This window comes from Pseudomonas sp. MWU16-30316 (assembly GCF_020515645.1).
Taxonomy (GTDB): Bacteria; Pseudomonadota; Gammaproteobacteria; order Pseudomonadales; family Pseudomonadaceae; genus Aquipseudomonas; species Aquipseudomonas cerasi.
Genome location: NZ_JAIZAZ010000009.1, coordinates 173,623 through 189,302 on the forward strand (window position 1 = coordinate 173,623; position 15,680 = coordinate 189,302).

At 60.7% G+C, this 15,680-nt stretch carries 17 protein-coding genes; 6 read left to right on the forward strand and 11 right to left on the reverse strand.

The window, feature by feature from the left end; all coding sequences use genetic code 11:
• Positions 1-122 precede the first annotated feature (122 nt).
• Complete coding sequence (gene rpsT, locus LCH65_RS23815) at positions 123-401, forward strand: 30S ribosomal protein S20 (RefSeq protein WP_003344603.1); 279 nt, start codon at positions 123-125, stop codon at positions 399-401.
• 202 nt (positions 402-603) lie between these two features.
• Here rpsT and LCH65_RS23820 read toward each other — a convergent pair whose 3' ends face one another.
• The 5 genes from LCH65_RS23820 to rplU all read right to left on the reverse strand — a co-directional run bounded on the left by LCH65_RS23820 (position 604) and on the right by rplU (position 4,369).
• The gene (locus LCH65_RS23820; protein WP_003435634.1) at positions 604-1,074 is read right to left on the reverse strand and encodes a CreA family protein; all 471 of its coding nucleotides are present in this window, start codon (positions 1,072-1,074) and stop codon (positions 604-606) included.
• A 27-nt stretch (positions 1,075-1,101) separates the two neighbouring features.
• Positions 1,102-2,220 (reverse strand): glutamate 5-kinase, encoded by a 1,119-nt coding sequence (gene proB, locus LCH65_RS23825; protein WP_003318792.1) that lies wholly within the window; start codon positions 2,218-2,220, stop codon positions 1,102-1,104.
• 89 nt (positions 2,221-2,309) lie between these two features.
• Positions 2,310-3,533 (reverse strand): Obg family GTPase CgtA, encoded by a 1,224-nt coding sequence (gene cgtA, locus LCH65_RS23830; protein ID WP_002551973.1) that lies wholly within the window; start codon positions 3,531-3,533, stop codon positions 2,310-2,312.
• A 216-nt stretch (positions 3,534-3,749) separates the two neighbouring features.
• Positions 3,750-4,025: a 50S ribosomal protein L27 gene (rpmA, locus tag LCH65_RS23835; RefSeq protein ID WP_002551972.1), complete on the reverse strand. Its 276-nt coding sequence runs from the start codon at positions 4,023-4,025 to the stop codon at positions 3,750-3,752.
• A gap of 32 nt (positions 4,026-4,057) precedes the next feature.
• The gene (gene rplU, locus LCH65_RS23840; RefSeq protein WP_002551971.1) at positions 4,058-4,369 is read right to left on the reverse strand and encodes a 50S ribosomal protein L21; all 312 of its coding nucleotides are present in this window, start codon (positions 4,367-4,369) and stop codon (positions 4,058-4,060) included.
• Positions 4,370-4,608: 239 nt separating this feature from the next.
• On the opposite strand from rplU, the gene LCH65_RS23845 reads away from it, so the two are divergent.
• Positions 4,609-5,577, forward strand: a complete 969-nt coding sequence (locus LCH65_RS23845) for a polyprenyl synthetase family protein (protein WP_003344609.1) — start codon at positions 4,609-4,611, stop codon at positions 5,575-5,577.
• 89 nt (positions 5,578-5,666) lie between these two features.
• Here the strand turns inward: LCH65_RS23845 and LCH65_RS23850 are convergent, their stop codons facing one another.
• From LCH65_RS23850 to selD, 5 genes are all read right to left on the reverse strand, one after another.
• On the reverse strand, positions 5,667-6,563 hold the full coding sequence (locus LCH65_RS23850; RefSeq protein ID WP_226439855.1) for a LysR family transcriptional regulator: 897 nt from the start codon (positions 6,561-6,563) through the stop codon (positions 5,667-5,669).
• A gap of 58 nt (positions 6,564-6,621) precedes the next feature.
• The gene (locus LCH65_RS23855) at positions 6,622-7,209 is read right to left on the reverse strand and encodes an NAD(P)H-dependent oxidoreductase (RefSeq protein ID WP_003371089.1); all 588 of its coding nucleotides are present in this window, start codon (positions 7,207-7,209) and stop codon (positions 6,622-6,624) included.
• Between the two features lie 195 nt (positions 7,210-7,404).
• Positions 7,405-8,169, reverse strand: coding sequence for a sulfite exporter TauE/SafE family protein (locus LCH65_RS23860; protein ID WP_003371087.1), 765 nt, complete (start codon positions 8,167-8,169; stop codon positions 7,405-7,407).
• Between the two features lie 33 nt (positions 8,170-8,202).
• Positions 8,203-9,303, reverse strand: coding sequence for a tRNA 2-selenouridine(34) synthase MnmH (gene mnmH / locus LCH65_RS23865; protein ID WP_054082199.1), 1,101 nt, complete (start codon positions 9,301-9,303; stop codon positions 8,203-8,205).
• Positions 9,303-10,337: a selenide, water dikinase SelD gene (selD, locus tag LCH65_RS23870; RefSeq protein ID WP_003435600.1), complete on the reverse strand. Its 1,035-nt coding sequence runs from the start codon at positions 10,335-10,337 to the stop codon at positions 9,303-9,305. The genes mnmH and selD overlap by 1 nt, the downstream gene beginning before the upstream one ends.
• 234 nt (positions 10,338-10,571) lie before the next feature.
• On the opposite strand from selD, the gene LCH65_RS23875 reads away from it, so the two are divergent.
• The 4 genes from LCH65_RS23875 to phnE are packed head-to-tail and all read left to right on the forward strand — an operon-like array spanning position 10,572 to position 13,802.
• Positions 10,572-11,423 (forward strand): putative selenate ABC transporter substrate-binding protein, encoded by an 852-nt coding sequence (locus LCH65_RS23875; protein WP_044310119.1) that lies wholly within the window; start codon positions 10,572-10,574, stop codon positions 11,421-11,423.
• A complete protein-coding gene (locus LCH65_RS23880) occupies positions 11,420-12,217 on the forward strand; it encodes an ATP-binding cassette domain-containing protein (RefSeq protein ID WP_058396811.1) in 798 nt (265 codons plus the stop codon). Before LCH65_RS23875 ends, LCH65_RS23880 begins: the two co-directional genes overlap by 4 nt.
• A complete protein-coding gene (locus LCH65_RS23885) occupies positions 12,211-13,038 on the forward strand; it encodes an ABC transporter permease (protein WP_003371075.1) in 828 nt (275 codons plus the stop codon). The genes LCH65_RS23880 and LCH65_RS23885 overlap by 7 nt, the downstream gene beginning before the upstream one ends.
• Complete coding sequence (phnE, locus tag LCH65_RS23890) at positions 13,035-13,802, forward strand: phosphonate ABC transporter, permease protein PhnE (RefSeq protein WP_003371074.1); 768 nt, start codon at positions 13,035-13,037, stop codon at positions 13,800-13,802. The genes LCH65_RS23885 and phnE overlap by 4 nt, the downstream gene beginning before the upstream one ends.
• Before the next feature lie 67 nt (positions 13,803-13,869).
• On the opposite strand, the gene ggt is transcribed toward phnE, so the two are convergent.
• The gene (gene ggt, locus LCH65_RS23895; protein ID WP_054082196.1) at positions 13,870-15,597 is read right to left on the reverse strand and encodes a gamma-glutamyltransferase; all 1,728 of its coding nucleotides are present in this window, start codon (positions 15,595-15,597) and stop codon (positions 13,870-13,872) included.
• Positions 15,598-15,680 lie beyond the last annotated feature (83 nt).

Sequence of the window (15,680 nt, forward strand, 5' to 3'; positions counted from 1 at the left end):
AGTCAAATGTAGCAACCACTCAGCGGAACACCTTAACTGCCCTTGACAAGACTTCAACTCATCGGCATGATTCGCGGCCTATTTTGTTTGCTATTTCACAAAGTCTTTCGAGGAGCTCGACGGTGGCCAACACACCTTCCGCCAAAAAACGTGCAAAACAGGCTGAGAAGCGTCGCAGCCACAACGCCAGCCTGCGTTCCATGGTTCGTACCTACATCAAGAATGTAGTTAAAGCCATCGACGCAAAAGACGCAGAAAAAGCGCAAGCCGCTTATGTTCTGGCTGTTCCTGTTATCGACCGTATGGCCGATAAAGGCATCATCCACAAGAACAAGGCTGCTCGCCATAAAGGTCGTCTGAACGGTCACATCAAGGCTCTGAGCCTTGCTGCTGCAGCCTAAGCGACCCGCTTGTTAAAAAACCGACCTCAGGGTCGGTTTTTTATTGCCTGCTGGAAAGTAGCCGGTGCAACGGAAACTTGTGATGCAGAGCGTCACGACAGGCATTCCCACACTGGAGCGTGAGGAACGATAATTCAACTATCGTGCGACGCTCCGCATCGGCATGCCGTTCTGGACGCTCTGCGTCCACCCCTGAGCCACATCAAGGCGCGGGCGCGGTTGTCCATGGCAGGATAGGAATGGCGGTCACGGCATTCTGCGGGCTGCCTTCGATGACCCGGTCGCTATAGACCAGGTACACCAGCGCATTGCGCTTCTTGTCGAAGAAACGCACCACCTGCATGGTCTTGAAGACCAGCGAGGTACGCTCCTTGAACACCTCGTCGCCGTCCTTGAGGGTTTCCTTGAAGCGGATCGGCCCGACCTGACGACAGGCGATAGACGCCTCGGCACGGTCCTCGGCCAATCCCAGACCGCCCCTCACGCCACCCGTCTTGGCGCGTGACAGGTAGCACGTCACCCCGTCCACCTTGGGATCATCAAACGCCTCGACCACAATTCGATCGTTGGGCCCGACCATCTTGAACACGGTCGACACCTGACCGATCTCTTCGGCCGAAACCAGCACCGGCATCAGCAACGCGGCCGCTAATAAACCTTTAATGAAACGCATCAAATAGTCCTTTTTTGCAGCCTTGAGTCAGACGAGGATCAGGTTATCCCGATGAATCAGCTCGGGCTCGGCCATATAGCCCAGCTCGCGCACGATGGATTCGGAAGAGTGACCAATGATTTTCTGGGCTTCGATGGCACTGTAATTACTCAGCCCGCGAGCGATCTCGCGACCGTCCGGGGCAACGCATACCACCATCTCGCCACGCCTGAAGCTGCCCTGGACCAGTTTGACGCCCACCGGCAGCAGGCTTTTCTGATCCTTGGCCAGCGCCGCAACCGCACCATCATCCAGCACCAGCGTACCGCGGGTCTGCAGATGCCCTGCCAGCCACTGCTTGCGCGCTGCGAGCATGCCACGCTCAGGGGACAGCAGCGTACCCAACCGCTCGCCGCCCTTGAGTCGCGCCAGAACGCGCTCGATGCGCCCACCGACGATGACAGTATGCGCACCGGAACGCGCCGCCAGACGCGCTGCACGCAGCTTGGTCTGCATGCCGCCGCGCCCCAGCGCACCGCCCGTACCACCCGCCACTGCATCCAGCGCCGGATCATCGGCACGCGCTTCGTAGATCAGCTGCGCCTCCGGGTTGTTGCGCGGATCGGCGTCGAACATGCCATCACGGTCGGTCAGGATGACCAACAGATCAGCCTCGACCAGATTGGCAACCAGCGCAGCCAGCGTGTCGTTATCGCCAAAACGGATTTCGTCGGTAACCACCGTGTCGTTTTCGTTGATGACCGGCACAACCCCAAGCTCGACCAGCGTGCGCAGGGTGCTGCGGGCATTCAGGTAGCGCTTGCGGTCCGACAGGTCATCGTGGGTCAGAAGGATCTGCGCGGTATGCCGGCCATGCTCGGCAAAGCTCGATTCCCACGCTTGCACCAAGCCCATCTGACCGATGGCCGCAGCAGCCTGAAGCTCATGCATGGCACTGGGTCGGGCCGTCCAGCCAAGACGGCTCATGCCGGCAGCCACCGCCCCGGAAGACACCAGTACCAGCTCGACACCCGCCTCGTGCAGCGCCACCATCTGCTCCACCCAAACACCCATGGCGTTGCGATCCAGGCCCTTGCCATCAGCCGTCAGCAAGGCACTGCCAATCTTCACAACCCAGCGCTGGGCGCCCGTCACTTTGCTGCGCATCTTCTTCCAACCCTAGCCAGAGATTTTCAAATTCGGGATACAAAAACGCCGCTAACAATCGTAGCGGCGTTCAAGTTTACTTCAAGCGATCAGTCACGGACGTAAATGATTTCCGGACCGTCTTCATCGTCCACGTCTTCCTCATCCCAGTCATCGTCACCGATGTCATGAACGCTCTTCACGCCACTGCGACGCAGGGCACGCTGATCGTCCAGTGCCTGCAACTGGGCACGGGCTTCATCTTCGATGCGCTGATCGAGCTCGGCCAGCTCTTCAGCGTAACCAGGCTCTTCGGCGATACGCTGGCTGCGCTCTTCGAGGTAACGCATGATGTCGCGAGTCAGCTGCTCGGTGCCTTCTTTGGCAATTGCCGAGATCACGTAAACAGGGCCGGTCCACTCCAGACGATCGACGATTTCCTGCTTGCGCGCCTCCTGCTCTTCTTCAAGAATCTGATCGCACTTGTTCAGCACCAGCCAGCGATCACGCTCGGCCAGCGACGGGCTGAATTTCTCCAGTTCGTTGACGATCACTTCTGCAGCATCCGGAGCACTGCTTTCATCCAGCGGCGCCATATCGACGAGGTGCAGCAACAGACGAGTACGCGCCAGGTGCTTGAGGAAGCGAATCCCCAGGCCTGCACCGTCGGATGCACCCTCGATCAGACCTGGAATGTCAGCAACCACAAAGCTTTTCCAGCGATCGACACTGACCACGCCGAGGTTCGGCACCAGCGTGGTGAACGGATAGTCGGCAACCTTTGGCTTGGCCGCAGACACCGAACGGATGAAGGTGCTCTTGCCCGCATTGGGCAGGCCCAGCAGACCGACGTCGGCCAGCACTTTCAGCTCGAGCTTGAGATCACGCTGGTCACCCGGCTTGCCCGGTGTGGTCTGGCGCGGAGCGCGGTTGGTACTGGACTTGAATCGGGTGTTGCCCAGACCGTGCCAGCCGCCCTGGGCAACCATCAGGCGCTGACCATCCTTGGTCAGGTCACCGATGATTTCCTGAGTAGTAGCGTCGATGATGGTGGTCCCGACCGGCACACGCAGCACCAGCTCTTCACCCTTGCGACCGGTGCAGTCGGCGCTGCCACCGTTGGAGCCGCGCTCGGCGTCGAAGTGACGGGTGTAACGGTAGTCGACCAGCGTGTTCAGGTTGACGTCGGCGACCATGAAGATCGAGCCGCCATCACCACCATCACCACCGTTGGGACCACCGTTCTCAATGAATTTTTCGCGACGGAAGCTCATGCAACCGTTGCCGCCGTCACCGGCTTTTACTCGAATGGAAACTTCATCTACAAATTTCATAACGCACGCCTCCCGCCACAGGGACGAGCAGAACCACATAAATTACATAAGACTCTTGCAAAAATGAGCGTTGCGATACCGATCAGAAACCAGCGACCCCACGGGTCAACATCACAACAGCCCGCACAAACAGTTTTGCAAGAGACTCACCTGCCTCTCTACCTCTACAAACAAAAAAGCCCCGTCGCAAGACAGGGCTCTTAAGCTACTGCGTGATTACGCTGCGGAGACTTCAGTCTTCGGAACGATGCTCACGTAGCGGCGACCGAAGGCGCCCTTGACTTGAAACTTGATCACGCCTTCCACTTTCGCGAACAGGGTGTGATCTTTACCCATGCCAACGCCGTAGCCAGCGTGGAATTGGGTGCCGCGCTGACGCACGATGATGTTGCCAGGGATGATAGCCTGGCCGCCATACATCTTCACGCCAAGGCGTTTGGCTTCTGAGTCGCGCCCGTTACGGGTACTACCACCAGCTTTTTTGTGAGCCATGAGTCAATTCTCCAGTTGAGGATTAGGCTGAATTAAGCCTGAATACCTGTAATTTTGATCTCGGTGTACCACTGGCGGTGGCCCATACGCTTCATGTGGTGCTTACGACGACGGAACTTGATGATACGAACCTTATCGTGACGACCTTGCGAAACCACTTCAGCCACAACGGTAGCGCCAGCAACAACTGGAGCACCGATATTGACGTCGTCGCCATTGCCAACCAGCAGAACGCGGTCAAACGTGACGGATTCGCCAGTAGCGATTTCCAGTTTTTCAATTTTCAGGTATTCACCTGGGGCGACTTTGTACTGCTTGCCACCGGTAACAATTACTGCGTACATGGTATTTCTCCGAAAATCCTGCTCACCCAGCTCTTTATAAGAAGAGTATCGGCTGGCATGGCTGCATGGGGCTGGAACGGCCCGTTTGCATTGCGTAAGGCAGGTGCTGCCCAGGAAAGTTAGGGTGCGCGATTGTACGCAAGGCATTCGCGTGTTGCAAGAGGCGCCTCGTCATACCTTGACACGCTCTACCCCGCGACCTAGCATGCGGCGCAACCTATCCGGAGCACGTGTCGCTGATGCAACCCCAAGCCTTCTACCGCGCGGTGGCGGACGACTTTAGTGCCGTTGACCTTATCATCAAAAAGCAACTGACGTCGCGCGTACCGCTGGTCTCGAAAATCGGTGATTACATCACGTCGGCAGGTGGCAAGCGCCTGCGCCCGTTGCTGGTGCTGCTGTGTGGCAAGGCACTGGGTCGCGAAGGCGATGACGTTCGCCTGCTCGCCGCCACCATCGAATTCCTGCACACCGCTACCCTGCTGCATGACGACGTTGTCGACATGTCCGGCATGCGTCGCGGTCGTTCCACCGCCAACGCGCTCTGGGGCAATGCGCCCAGCGTTTTGGTGGGCGACTTCCTTTATTCGCGCTCGTTCGAAATGATGGTCGAACTGGGCTCGATGGAGGTCATGAAGATTCTGTCCAAGGCAACCCGCATCATCGCCGAAGGCGAAGTGTTGCAGCTCTCGAAGATTCGTGACGCCAGCACCACCGAAGAAACCTACATGGAAGTGATTCGCGGCAAGACGGCCATGCTGTTCGAAGCCTCGACCCACAGTGCCGCGGCCCTGTGCAACGCCCCCCAGGAACAGAGCGAAGCACTGCGCACGTTCGGCGATCATCTGGGTGTGGCCTTCCAGTTGGTGGATGACCTGCTGGACTACCGTGGCGATGCCGAGACACTGGGCAAGAACGTCGGTGACGACCTCGCCGAAGGCAAGCCGACCCTGCCGCTGATCTACACCATGCGTGAAGGCAGCCCGGAACAGGCCGCACTGGTTCGTCAGGCGATCCAGAAAGGTGGCCTGGAAGATCTGGAAAGCATCCGCAACGCAGTGGAAAGCGCCGGCGCCCTCGATTACACCGCACAGCTCGCCCGCGACTACGCGGCCCGTGCCATTGCCTGCCTGGACGCACTGCCGCCCAGCGAGTACCGCGACGCACTGGTCGAACTGAGCGAGTTTGCAGTCGCCCGCACGCATTGACAGTCGCCCGGTAAAAAGCCCGTCCAGCGTGACGGGCTTTTTGTTGCCCGGGTGAAAGCCAATTAATCGCCGGACACGCACTCAAGACCTCAGCGCGCGTAGTCCTCAAGCTTCTCCTGCATGAAATCCAGAAAGCACTGAATCCTCAGTGCCAGTCGAGAGTTGCGGTAATACACCGCATGGATCGGCTGACGATAGCCGCTGTTGGCCTCCTTCAACAGACAGACCATCCGCTCCTCGCGCAGGTCATCACAAGTCATGAAATCGGACAGGCAGGCGATGCCCACGCCCTTTAGCACCAGGTGGCGCAAGGTGTCGCCGCTGGATGCCGAGATGGAGGGCTTGATCGGCAGGCGATCGCCCCCGGCATGGCGCAACGGCCAATGATTGAGGACCTCTACATGGGTGAACCCCAACAGCACGTGCTGCGCCAGCTCTTCTGCAGTTTTGGGACTGCCGTGGCGCTGCAGGTAGGCCGGGCTGGCCACGATATTCAGCAGGCAACTGCCCAGTGAGCGGGCATGCAGGGTCGAGTCGGACAGCGCACCGATGCGGATGGCGATATCCGTGCTTTGCTCAAGCAGGTCGATGAACCAGTCATCGCTGTTGAGCTCCAGCTCGATGTCCGGGTAGCGCTGACGAAACTCCGCCACATGCGGCACGATGGAATGCAGCATGAACGGTGACGCGGCGTTGATACGCAAGCGCCCGGCGGGCGTCTGCCTGGAGGAGGAGAGCCGTTCTTCGAGGTTTTCCATCTGCTCAAGGATGTGACGCGCACGCTCCAGAAAGAACTTGCCCTCCTCGGTCAGGTCCATGCGCCGCGTAGTGCGGTTGATCAGCGTGGTTTCCAGCTTGGCTTCCAGACGCGACAGGGTTCGGCTGACGCCTGAGGGCGTCTGGCCCATTTTCTCGGCTGCGGCGGAGATCGAACCGCTTTCAATAACCGAGACAAACACCTGTAACTCATCGGATCGGGCTTTCATTGTTGTCCCCTGCTCAACACTCAGGGGATATTAACGCTGTTCAGTGCAAAGGTTGCGCTCACTGCGCAGCAAACACCTTGGCCAGATGAGCTTGGTAACGCTGCACGTCTGCTTCGACATTGGGCATTTTCATTACGTCCACTGCCAGAAACGTCGGCAGGCCGGTCATGCCCAAAAACTCGTTGGCCTTGTGAAACGGGAAGTAGACCGCATCGACACCTTTGGCTTCGAAGAAGTCGGACGGGTCGTCGAAGGCTTTCTGTGGCGCATTCCAGGTTGCCGAAATCATGTACTGTTTGCCATGCAGCAAGCCGCCGCTGCCGTATGTCTGCGATGCATCCGAACGCGTACGGCCGTCATTGGCATACAGGCTGCCGTGGCCCTCGGTGAACACTTCATCGATGTATTTCTTGACGGTCCAGGGCGCCCCCATCCACCAGCCAGGCATCTGCCAGACGATGACATCGGCCCAGAGAAACTTCTGCACTTCCTCGGCCACGTCGTAGCCGCCGTCAATGAAGGTTTGCTTCACATCGAAACCGGCACGGTCCATGAACGCTACGCCCGCCTCGTGCAGGGTCGCGTTATAGCGGCCTTCCGAGTGCGCAAACTGTTTACCGCCGTTGAGGAACAATACTTTTTTCATGGCTGATCTCTCGCAACCCGACCCCGCCCGTCTTGAGGCTGAGGTGGAGGTGATTAATGGATGAGCCGAGAGTAAAGAGATGTGCGTCCATGAGTAAGACAGCAAAGGGCAAAATACTCTTGCTTCACAGTCACGAATGACAGGAAGACTATTGACCGAAATGCGTGAACAGCTAAAGGGTTTACCCCATCAGGCTCAACCCTTTATCAGCAGATGCAGCCCCAACAGCCCCATACCGATGAAGAACACACGCTTGAACAGCACCGCGCTGATTCGCTGACGCAGCCACTGCCCCAGCAGCATGCCCAACAGGGCCGGAATCAGCGCCAGCGTGGATGCGCCCAGTTCCGCGCCGCCCAGCGTGCCGTTCCACGACAGACCCGCCGCCAGCGCCAGCGTCGAGACGGTGAAGGACAACCCCAGCGCCTGGACCAACTGGTCGCGCTCAAGCCCCAGCGCCTGCAGATAAGGCACCACGGGAATCACGAATACCCCGGTGGCCGAAGCGATAACCCCGGTGATCAAACCGCACAGCGGGCCCAGCCAGCGCTCGGCGGCGGCAGCAACCCTGAAGGTCGGCAAAAACAGCCCGCTCAGTGCGTAGAGAAACAACGCGCCACCCAACGCGCGGGTCATCGAATGACCGCCACTCATGCCCAGCCAGAACGCCCCGGCCAGAGTGCCGATGAAAATCATGCTCAGCATCGGCCATAGCCGCTTCAGCAAAGGCCGCAGATTGCCACCCGTCGCCAGTTGCCAGACATTGGTGAACGTCGACGGGATGATCAGTAGCGCCGCAGCCTGCGCCGGCAGCATAGCCAGTCCCAGCAATCCCATTGCCACGGTGGGCAAACCCAGGCCGATGACACCCTTGACCGTTCCGGCCAGCAGAAAGGTGCCGATCACCAGAGCCGAAAGGCCCCAGCCCAGCGTTTGATAGAAATCGAGAATCGAGTGCATGGCGTCCCTTGCCAGATGGATAGAGGTCGAGGCTTAACCTTTTACTGAGCGCTCGCGCAGGTAGGCCAGCACTTGCGCTTGATCACCTGCGAATTCGATACGCGCCGCCTTGTGTTCGCGCTGGTAAGCGTACATCGGGTCGTAGTACTCGCCGAGCAGCCCTTCGATCCAGCCACGGTGCAGATCAACCGCACCGCTGCGCTGCTGTTCTTCCAGCGCCGCCTGCATAAGGCCCGACAGTCGCTGGTGACGCTCGCCACCGAGGCGTTTGTGAATGTTGTTCAGGCTTTGCAACAGACGCTCGGCGAACAGGCCAAAGCCTTGCTCTTCGCCCTTGACGGTGATGAACTCTGCGCAGAGGTTGGTCACGTAATCATCGAGAATCCGCTCGACGCGATTCTCGAAGCTGTCTTCCAGCCAGACCATCGCGCAGCCCTGCATCGCCTGGTGCAGTTCCAGCGGCACGTTGCAACTACCGACCAGACGGCTTTCATCTTCCACAACGAATTGTTCGATACCGGCTGCGCGCTTCTTGAGCAGGTCGATGGCCAGCCGGTTCTCGAAGTCGATCTGCGCCGGTTGCCCGGTGGCACGCTTGCCGAAGCTGGAGCCGCGGTGGTTGGCGATGCCTTCCAGGTCCAGGCTATTGCGCAGTTGCGTCAACACTTCGGTCTTGCCCGTGCCGGTCATTCCGCCGAGCACGACGATCTCGCATTCGCTCACCGCCTCGTGCAGGGTATCCAGCAGGAACGTGCGCATCGCCTTGTAGCCGCCAAGAACCCGTGGGTAGTCGACCCCGGCATCCTTCAGCCAGCGCTGTACCGTCTGCGAGCGCAGCCCGCCGCGAAAGCAATACAGGTAGCCATCCGGATTGGCCTTGGCGAACTCGACCCACGCATTGACGCGTTCATCCTTGACCTGACCACAGACCAATTGATGCCCAAGCTGGATAGCGGCGTCCTGGCCGTGTTGCTTGTAGCAGGTGCCGACCTTCTGCCGCTCGATGTCATTCATCAGCGGCAGGTTGATCACACCAGGAAAAGCCCCCTTGGAAAACTCTACCGGAGCACGAGCGTCCATCATCGGCACGTCGTTGAGAAACAACGCGCGGTAGTCGCTGCTGTTGTCGGCCATCAGAACACCTCGACGGCGTGGGTCTGTCGCTCGTGCAGGGTGCCGATAGGGTTGAGCAACAGACCCAGTTCGGCGGCCACGATCAGAAACTCGGCTTCACCTTCAGGGCTGACCGCGACCAGCAGACCGCCGCTGGTCTGCGGGTCACACAACAGGTCACGCTGGGCGTCGGTCAGTGTGCCGATCCTGTCGCCGTAACTTTCAAAATTGCGCAATGTGCCGCCCGGCACACAGCCCTCGGCAATGTAATGCTCGACGCCGGGCAGACGCGGTACAGCAGCGTAGTCCAGACGCGCGGTCAGACCTGCGCCGTCCGCCATTTCAACCAGATGCCCGAGCAGGCCGAAGCCGGTGACATCGGTCATGGCCTGCACTCCGTCGAGCTTGCCGAAACGGCTGCCCGGCTTGTTCAGGGTACACATCCAGTCACGCGCCAGACCGATGTCTTCCTCGCGCAACCTGGATTTCTTCTCGGCGGTGGTGAGGATGCCGATGCCCAGGGGCTTGGTCAGGTACAAGGTGCTCCCCGCCAGGGCAGTGTCGTTGCGTTTCATGTGCTTTTTCTGCACCACGCCGGTCACCGCCAGACCGAAGATCGGCTCCGGCGCGTCGATGGAGTGCCCGCCCGCCAGCGGAATACCAGCAGCGTCGCAGACGGCACGACCACCGCGAATAACTTCACGCGCCACTTCTGGCGGGAGGATATTGACCGGCCAGCCGAGGATGGCGATGGCCATCAGCGGATCGCCGCCCATCGCATAGATATCACTAATGGCATTGGTCGCGGCGATACGGCCGAAGTCGAACGGGTCATCGACGATGGGCATGAAGAAGTCCGTGGTCGAGACCACGCCGCGCTCGTCATCCAGCGCATAGACCGCTGCGTCATCACGCGAGGCATTGCCAACCCAGAGTCTGGGGTCGAGGTTCTGAGCGCCGCTGCCAGCGAGGATCACGTCCAGCACCTTGGGGGAAATCTTGCAGCCACACCCTGCTCCATGACTGTACTGGGTCAGGCGGATTGGCTCATTCATTGCGACACTCTCGGTTACCGGGAAACAGGCTGTGGAGTCTAGGGGCTGTTCCCTTATCAGCGCAAACCGCGTCGTGCGCCGATCGTGCATTCGGGCGATGAATCTGCCGAACTGGCCTTTCTCGCCATGCCTCTTATAATCCCCGCGCATCACCACCGAATCCTGTGAAGCGCCGCCTGCTCGTGCTGGCGGGCGTCACGTTATCCTTTTCCGCTATTGAACCGGAGAACCTCCATGCTCAAGCGTACCCTGGCGCTCGCCGCCGGCCTTGCCCTGTCCTTCTCCGCCCTGACCAGCCACGCTGCCGACACCCTGCGCGTCTCGGCCATTCCCGACGAAGCGCCCACCGAACTGCTGCGCAAGTTCAAGCCGCTGGGTGCTTATCTGGAGCAACGGCTGGGCATGAAAGTCGAGTTCGTTCCAGTCGCGGATTACCCGGCAGTGGTCGAAGCGCTGGCCACTGACCGGCTCGACATGGCCTGGCTGGGCGGCTTCACCTTCGTTCAGGTCAACCTCAAGACCGGTAATGCGGTGCCACTGGTACAGCGTGAGCAGGACGCCAAATTCACCAGCAAATTCATCACCTCCGATCCGGACGTGAAAACCCTGGCGGACCTCAAGGGCAAGACGTTTGCCTTCGGCTCGGTGTCCTCGACATCCGGCAGCCTGATGCCGCGTTATTTCATGCTCAAGGAAAACATCAAACCGGAAACGTTCTTCAGCCGCGTCGCCTATTCCGGTGCGCATGACGCAACTGCCGCGTGGGTTCAGGCGGGCAAGGTCGATGCAGGCGTGCTCAATGCCAGCGTCTGGGACAAACTGGTCGCCAGCGGCAAGGTCGACACCAACAAGGTTCATGTCTTCCAGACCACACCGGCTTATTTCGACTACAACTGGACCGTGCGCGGCAGCCTCGACCCGGCACTGGCAGCGAAAATCAAACAGGCCTTCCTTGATCTCGACCCGACCAACCCGGAGCAGAAGGCGATCCTCGACCTTCAGGCCGCCAGCCGCTTCATCGAGACCAAGCCCGAGAACTACAAAGGCATCGAAGAAGCCGCACGCGCTGCCGACCTGCTGAAATGACCTTGCGTCTGTCCGGCATCGAGCTGCGCCATAGCGACGGCACACTGGCGTTGCGCGGCTTGGACCTGAGCATTGATCGCGGCGAGCGGGTGGCGATCATCGGGCCATCCGGTGCGGGCAAGACCACGCTGCTCAACCTGCTGGCCAGCGCTCTGCCGCCCAGTGCCGGGCAACTGCAGGTGCTGGGGGCTGATCCCTGGCAGCTCTCCAGCACACGACGCCAGCGCCTGCGCAGCCGCATTGCGCTGATTCATCAGGCACCGCCGTTGCCAGCGCGCCAACGGGTGGTCACTGCGGTGTCGGCGGGCAGGCTTGGTCAGTGGGGGCTGGGCAAAAGCCTGCTGAACCTGCTGCATCCCCTCGACATCAGCGGCACCCGCGAGGTATTGGCACGTCTGGACCTGGCGGACAAATTGTTCGAGCGTTGCCAGCAGTTGTCCGGCGGACAGCTGCAACGGGTTGGCATTGCACGCGCCCTGTATCAACAACCCGAACTGCTGCTGGCCGACGAGCCGGTTTCGGCGATGGACCCGCGCCTCGCCGATCACACCCTGGCGCTGCTGTGTCAGCACGCCATCGAGCACAACGTGACGCTGGTCGCCAGCCTGCATGCGGTGGAACTGGCGCTGGCACACTTTCCGCGGGTCATCGGGGTGCGCGACGGGCGAATTCACTTCGACCTTGCCGCCAGCGAGGTCGGCCGGGAGCATCTCGACACGCTGTATGCCAACGAACAACTCAGCCCTCAGGCGGTTTCGGATGCGGCTGAAATACGCTGGACGCCACGATGCTGAGTCGGGATCAGCGCGACCCGGCGGCAACGCCACGCCTGTTGCTGACGTTGCTGGCGGTCGCCCTGCTCTGGCCGGGCATTCGTCTGGCCGAACTGAATCCGCTGGTACTGCTGCAAGCCGATAATGCGCGGACGATGGGCAGCTTTCTCTCCGGGTTCTGGCCGGTGGCGCACTCTGCGGAATTCCTCGGGCTGCTGCTGGATGCGACGCTGCAAACCCTGGCGATCGCGACGGCCGGCATTGCCCTTGCCTTGCTGCTGGCCGTTCCGGCAAGCCTGCTCGCCAGCAAAGCGCTGTCGTTGTCGGCCGCCTCACACGGCGGCCGCCCCGGCTGGCTCGGCCAATGCCTGCGCTGGCCGACACGCGGAGTATTGATCTTCCTGCGCAGCGTGCCGGAAATCGTCTGGGCGCTGCTGTTCGTGCGCGCGGTCGGCCTGGGCCCGGCGGCCGGCGTGCTGGCCATCGCCATCACCTATGCGGGCATGCTCGGCAAGGTGTACGCGGAGATTTTCGAATCGGTGGACCAACGCCCGGCCCACGCGCTGCTCCAGGCAGGCAGCGGTCGCCTGGCCGCGCTGGCTTACGGCATCCTGCCCAACGCGGCAGCCGAATTGACGTCCTACACTGTGTACCGCTGGGAGTGCGCCGTGCGCGCTTCGGTGGTCATGGGTTTCGTCGGCGCAGGCGGACTGGGTCAGCAGATCGACCTGTCGATGCGCATGTTCGCCGGTGACGAAGTGGCGAGCATGCTGCTGACCTTCCTGCTGCTGGTGCTGCTCGCCGACCAGCTCAGCCGCTTGCTGCGCAGGCAGTTCACATGAAGCGCGCAGGCAATCTGCTGCTGGTGCTGACGATGATTGCGGCAGTGATCGCATCGTTTGTGTACCTCGGCCTCGACCTGTTCACCTTGGGCAGCCACGACAACCTGACGCAGATGGGCCGTTACGCGCTGCGCTTCATGAGCCCGGACCTGAGCGCCCCTCATCTGCAGGCAATCGGCCAGGGCACCCTGGAAACCCTCGCCATGTCTGCACTCGGCACATTGCTGGCCGCCATTGCAGGTTTGCTCCTGGCACTGCCCGCTGCCGGACGCTTCGGCTGGTTCCTGCGCAGCCTGAGCCGTCTGCTGCTCAATGCGCTGCGCGCCATTCCGGAACTGGTGTGGGCCGTGTTGATGGTGCTGGCTGCCGGGCTCGGCCCCAATGCCGGCACGCTGGCGCTGGCACTGCACACCACGGGCGTTCTGGGCCGTCTGTTTGCCGAGGCGCTGGAAAATACCGCGCCGCAACCCGCTGCAGCGATTCGTCTGCAGGGCGGCAGCGCCTGGCAGGCGTTCAGCTACGGCACCCTGCCCAACCTCTGGCCACAGCTGCTGGCGTATACGCTGTATCGCTGGGAGAACAACATTCGCATGGCCAGCGTGCTGGGCTTTGTCGGCGCGGGCGGTCTGGGGCAAATGCTGTATGTCAGCCTCAGCCTGTTTCAGGAAGCGCAGGCCAGTACCGTGATTCTGGCGATGCTGATACTGGTGTTGGCCGTCGACGCTTTGAGCGGTTGGAGCAGGCAGCGTTGGGTGCGTAACTGAGCAGACCTTAGAACGCAAAACGCCACGACCCTGAAGCTCAGGGCCGTGGCGCGATTAGCAGCGTGACTCAGTAGCCGAGCGACAACCCGGTGTTGCGGCGCGGGTCGTTGGCACCGTAGAAGCGGTTGTTACCGACCGGTTTGCCACCCAGCGAAGGCGCGCCCACCAGAATCGCCGCCACATGATTGAGCGGCTGCGGACCTGCGAACTTTTGACCCCAGCTCTGGAGAATCTTCAGCGTGTCAGGGCTGACCGCGAAGGTATCGATGTTGGTTTCCTCAGGCTGCCATTGCTGGTGGAAACGCGGCGCATCCACCGCTTCCTGAATGTTCATGCCGTAGTCGATGACGTTGAGCATGGTCAGCAGCGTGGCGGTAATGATGCGGCTGCCGCCCGGCGTGCCGACGACCATCACAGCCTTGCCGTCCTTGGTGACAATGGTCGGGCTCATCGACGACAGCGGCGTCTTGCCCGGCGCGATGGCGTTGGCTTCGCCCTGCACCAGTCCGTACATGTTGGGTACGCCGACCTTGACGGTGAAGTCATCCATTTCATCGTTGAGGATCACGCCGGTCTTGCTGGCCATGACGCCCGCGCCGAACCAGTTGTTCAGGGTGTAGGTCACCGAAACCGCATTGCCCCATTTATCGACAATCGAATAGTGGGTGGTGTTGCTGCCTTCATGGGGCGCGACGCCGGGTTTGATCTTGCTCGAGTCACCGGCCTTTTGCGGATCGATGGCAGCGCGCAGCTTGGCGGCATACTTGACGTCCAGCAGGTGCTCGACCGGATTCTTGACGAAGTCCGGGTCGCCCAGGTAGCTGTTGCGGTCCGCGTAGGCGTGACGCATGGCTTCGATCTGATAATGCATGCCCTGCGCCGAGCGGAAGCCCAGCTCTTTCATCGGGTAGCCTTCGAGGATATTCAGAATCTGGCAGATGACCACACCGCCGGAGCTCGGAGGCGGTGCCGAGACCACGTGGTAGCCACGGTAATCACATTCGACCGGAGCCAGCTCGCGGGTCTTGTAATGGTCGAGGTCCGCCTGGGTGATGATGCCCTTGCCGGCCTGGCTGGAATCGACCAGCGCCTTGGCAACCCAGCCCTTGTAGAAACCGTCGCTGCCCTTCTCGGAGACTTCCTTGAGGGTCTTGGCCAGGTCTTTCTGCACCAGTTTCTGACCGACCTGCATCGGTTCGCCCTTGTCGAGGAAGATCGAACCGGAATCGGCCATGTCCGCCTTGAATACATCCGTGGCGCTCGACAGCATGTCGACATCGCCCTGACCCAGCACAAAACCTTCCTCGGCGAGCTTGATCGCCGGAGCGATGACTTCCTCACGCTTGCGGGTACCGTACTTGCTCAGGGCCATTTCCATACCGGAGACGGTGCCAGGCACGCCGACGGCCAGATGGCCCTTGGCACTCAGATCAGGGATGACCTTGCCGTCCTTATCCAGGTACATGTTGGCAGTCGCGGCCAGCGGTGCCTTTTCACGGAAGTCGAGGAAGGTCTTGCGCCCGTCGGCCAGCTGAATGGTCATGAAACCACCGCCGCCGAGGTTGCCGGCAGCGGGATAGACCACCGCCAGCGCGTAGCCGACCGCTACGGCCGCATCGACCGCATTGCCGCCAGCCTTGAGTACATCGACACCCACGTGGGTAGCCAGGTGCTGAGCCGTCACGACCATGCCGTTTTCGGCAGCGACCGGCGCTTGTGACGCCGCGAATGTGGGGGAATACGCGACAATCAGTGCCGTCGCGATCAACGATCTGGCGAGGGGTTCGAACTTCATGGTCGATCTCTTCTTTTTCTGGGTCAGGGACGTTTGATGAGTGAAGCGCCAGCCTCCAGGCGAGGATGCGGCACTTCTCATCG

What these genes read in the sequence shown, in the direction of transcription:
- cgtA (WP_002551973.1), bottom strand. Translation starts at nt 3,533, where the DNA reads ATGAAATTTGTAGATGAAGTTTCCATTCGAGTAAAAGCCGGTGACGGC.
- LCH65_RS23880 (WP_058396811.1), top strand. Translation starts at nt 11,420, where the DNA reads ATGACCTTGCGTCTGTCCGGCATCGAGCTGCGCCATAGCGACGGCACA.
- phnE (WP_003371074.1), top strand. Translation starts at nt 13,035, where the DNA reads ATGAAGCGCGCAGGCAATCTGCTGCTGGTGCTGACGATGATTGCGGCA.
- LCH65_RS23855 (WP_003371089.1), bottom strand. Translation starts at nt 7,209, where the DNA reads ATGAAAAAAGTATTGTTCCTCAACGGCGGTAAACAGTTTGCGCACTCG.
- LCH65_RS23860 (WP_003371087.1), bottom strand. Translation starts at nt 8,169, where the DNA reads ATGCACTCGATTCTCGATTTCTATCAAACGCTGGGCTGGGGCCTTTCG.
- mnmH (WP_054082199.1), bottom strand. Translation starts at nt 9,303, where the DNA reads ATGGCCGACAACAGCAGCGACTACCGCGCGTTGTTTCTCAACGACGTG.
- LCH65_RS23820 (WP_003435634.1), bottom strand. Translation starts at nt 1,074, where the DNA reads ATGCGTTTCATTAAAGGTTTATTAGCGGCCGCGTTGCTGATGCCGGTG.
- proB (WP_003318792.1), bottom strand. Translation starts at nt 2,220, where the DNA reads ATGCGCAGCAAAGTGACGGGCGCCCAGCGCTGGGTTGTGAAGATTGGC.
- rpmA (WP_002551972.1), bottom strand. Translation starts at nt 4,025, where the DNA reads ATGGCTCACAAAAAAGCTGGTGGTAGTACCCGTAACGGGCGCGACTCA.
- LCH65_RS23885 (WP_003371075.1), top strand. Translation starts at nt 12,211, where the DNA reads ATGCTGAGTCGGGATCAGCGCGACCCGGCGGCAACGCCACGCCTGTTG.
- rplU (WP_002551971.1), bottom strand. Translation starts at nt 4,369, where the DNA reads ATGTACGCAGTAATTGTTACCGGTGGCAAGCAGTACAAAGTCGCCCCA.
- LCH65_RS23850 (WP_226439855.1), bottom strand. Translation starts at nt 6,563, where the DNA reads ATGAAAGCCCGATCCGATGAGTTACAGGTGTTTGTCTCGGTTATTGAA.
- selD (WP_003435600.1), bottom strand. Translation starts at nt 10,337, where the DNA reads ATGAATGAGCCAATCCGCCTGACCCAGTACAGTCATGGAGCAGGGTGT.
- LCH65_RS23875 (WP_044310119.1), top strand. Translation starts at nt 10,572, where the DNA reads ATGCTCAAGCGTACCCTGGCGCTCGCCGCCGGCCTTGCCCTGTCCTTC.
- ggt (WP_054082196.1), bottom strand. Translation starts at nt 15,597, where the DNA reads ATGAAGTTCGAACCCCTCGCCAGATCGTTGATCGCGACGGCACTGATT.
- LCH65_RS23845 (WP_003344609.1), top strand. Translation starts at nt 4,609, where the DNA reads ATGCAACCCCAAGCCTTCTACCGCGCGGTGGCGGACGACTTTAGTGCC.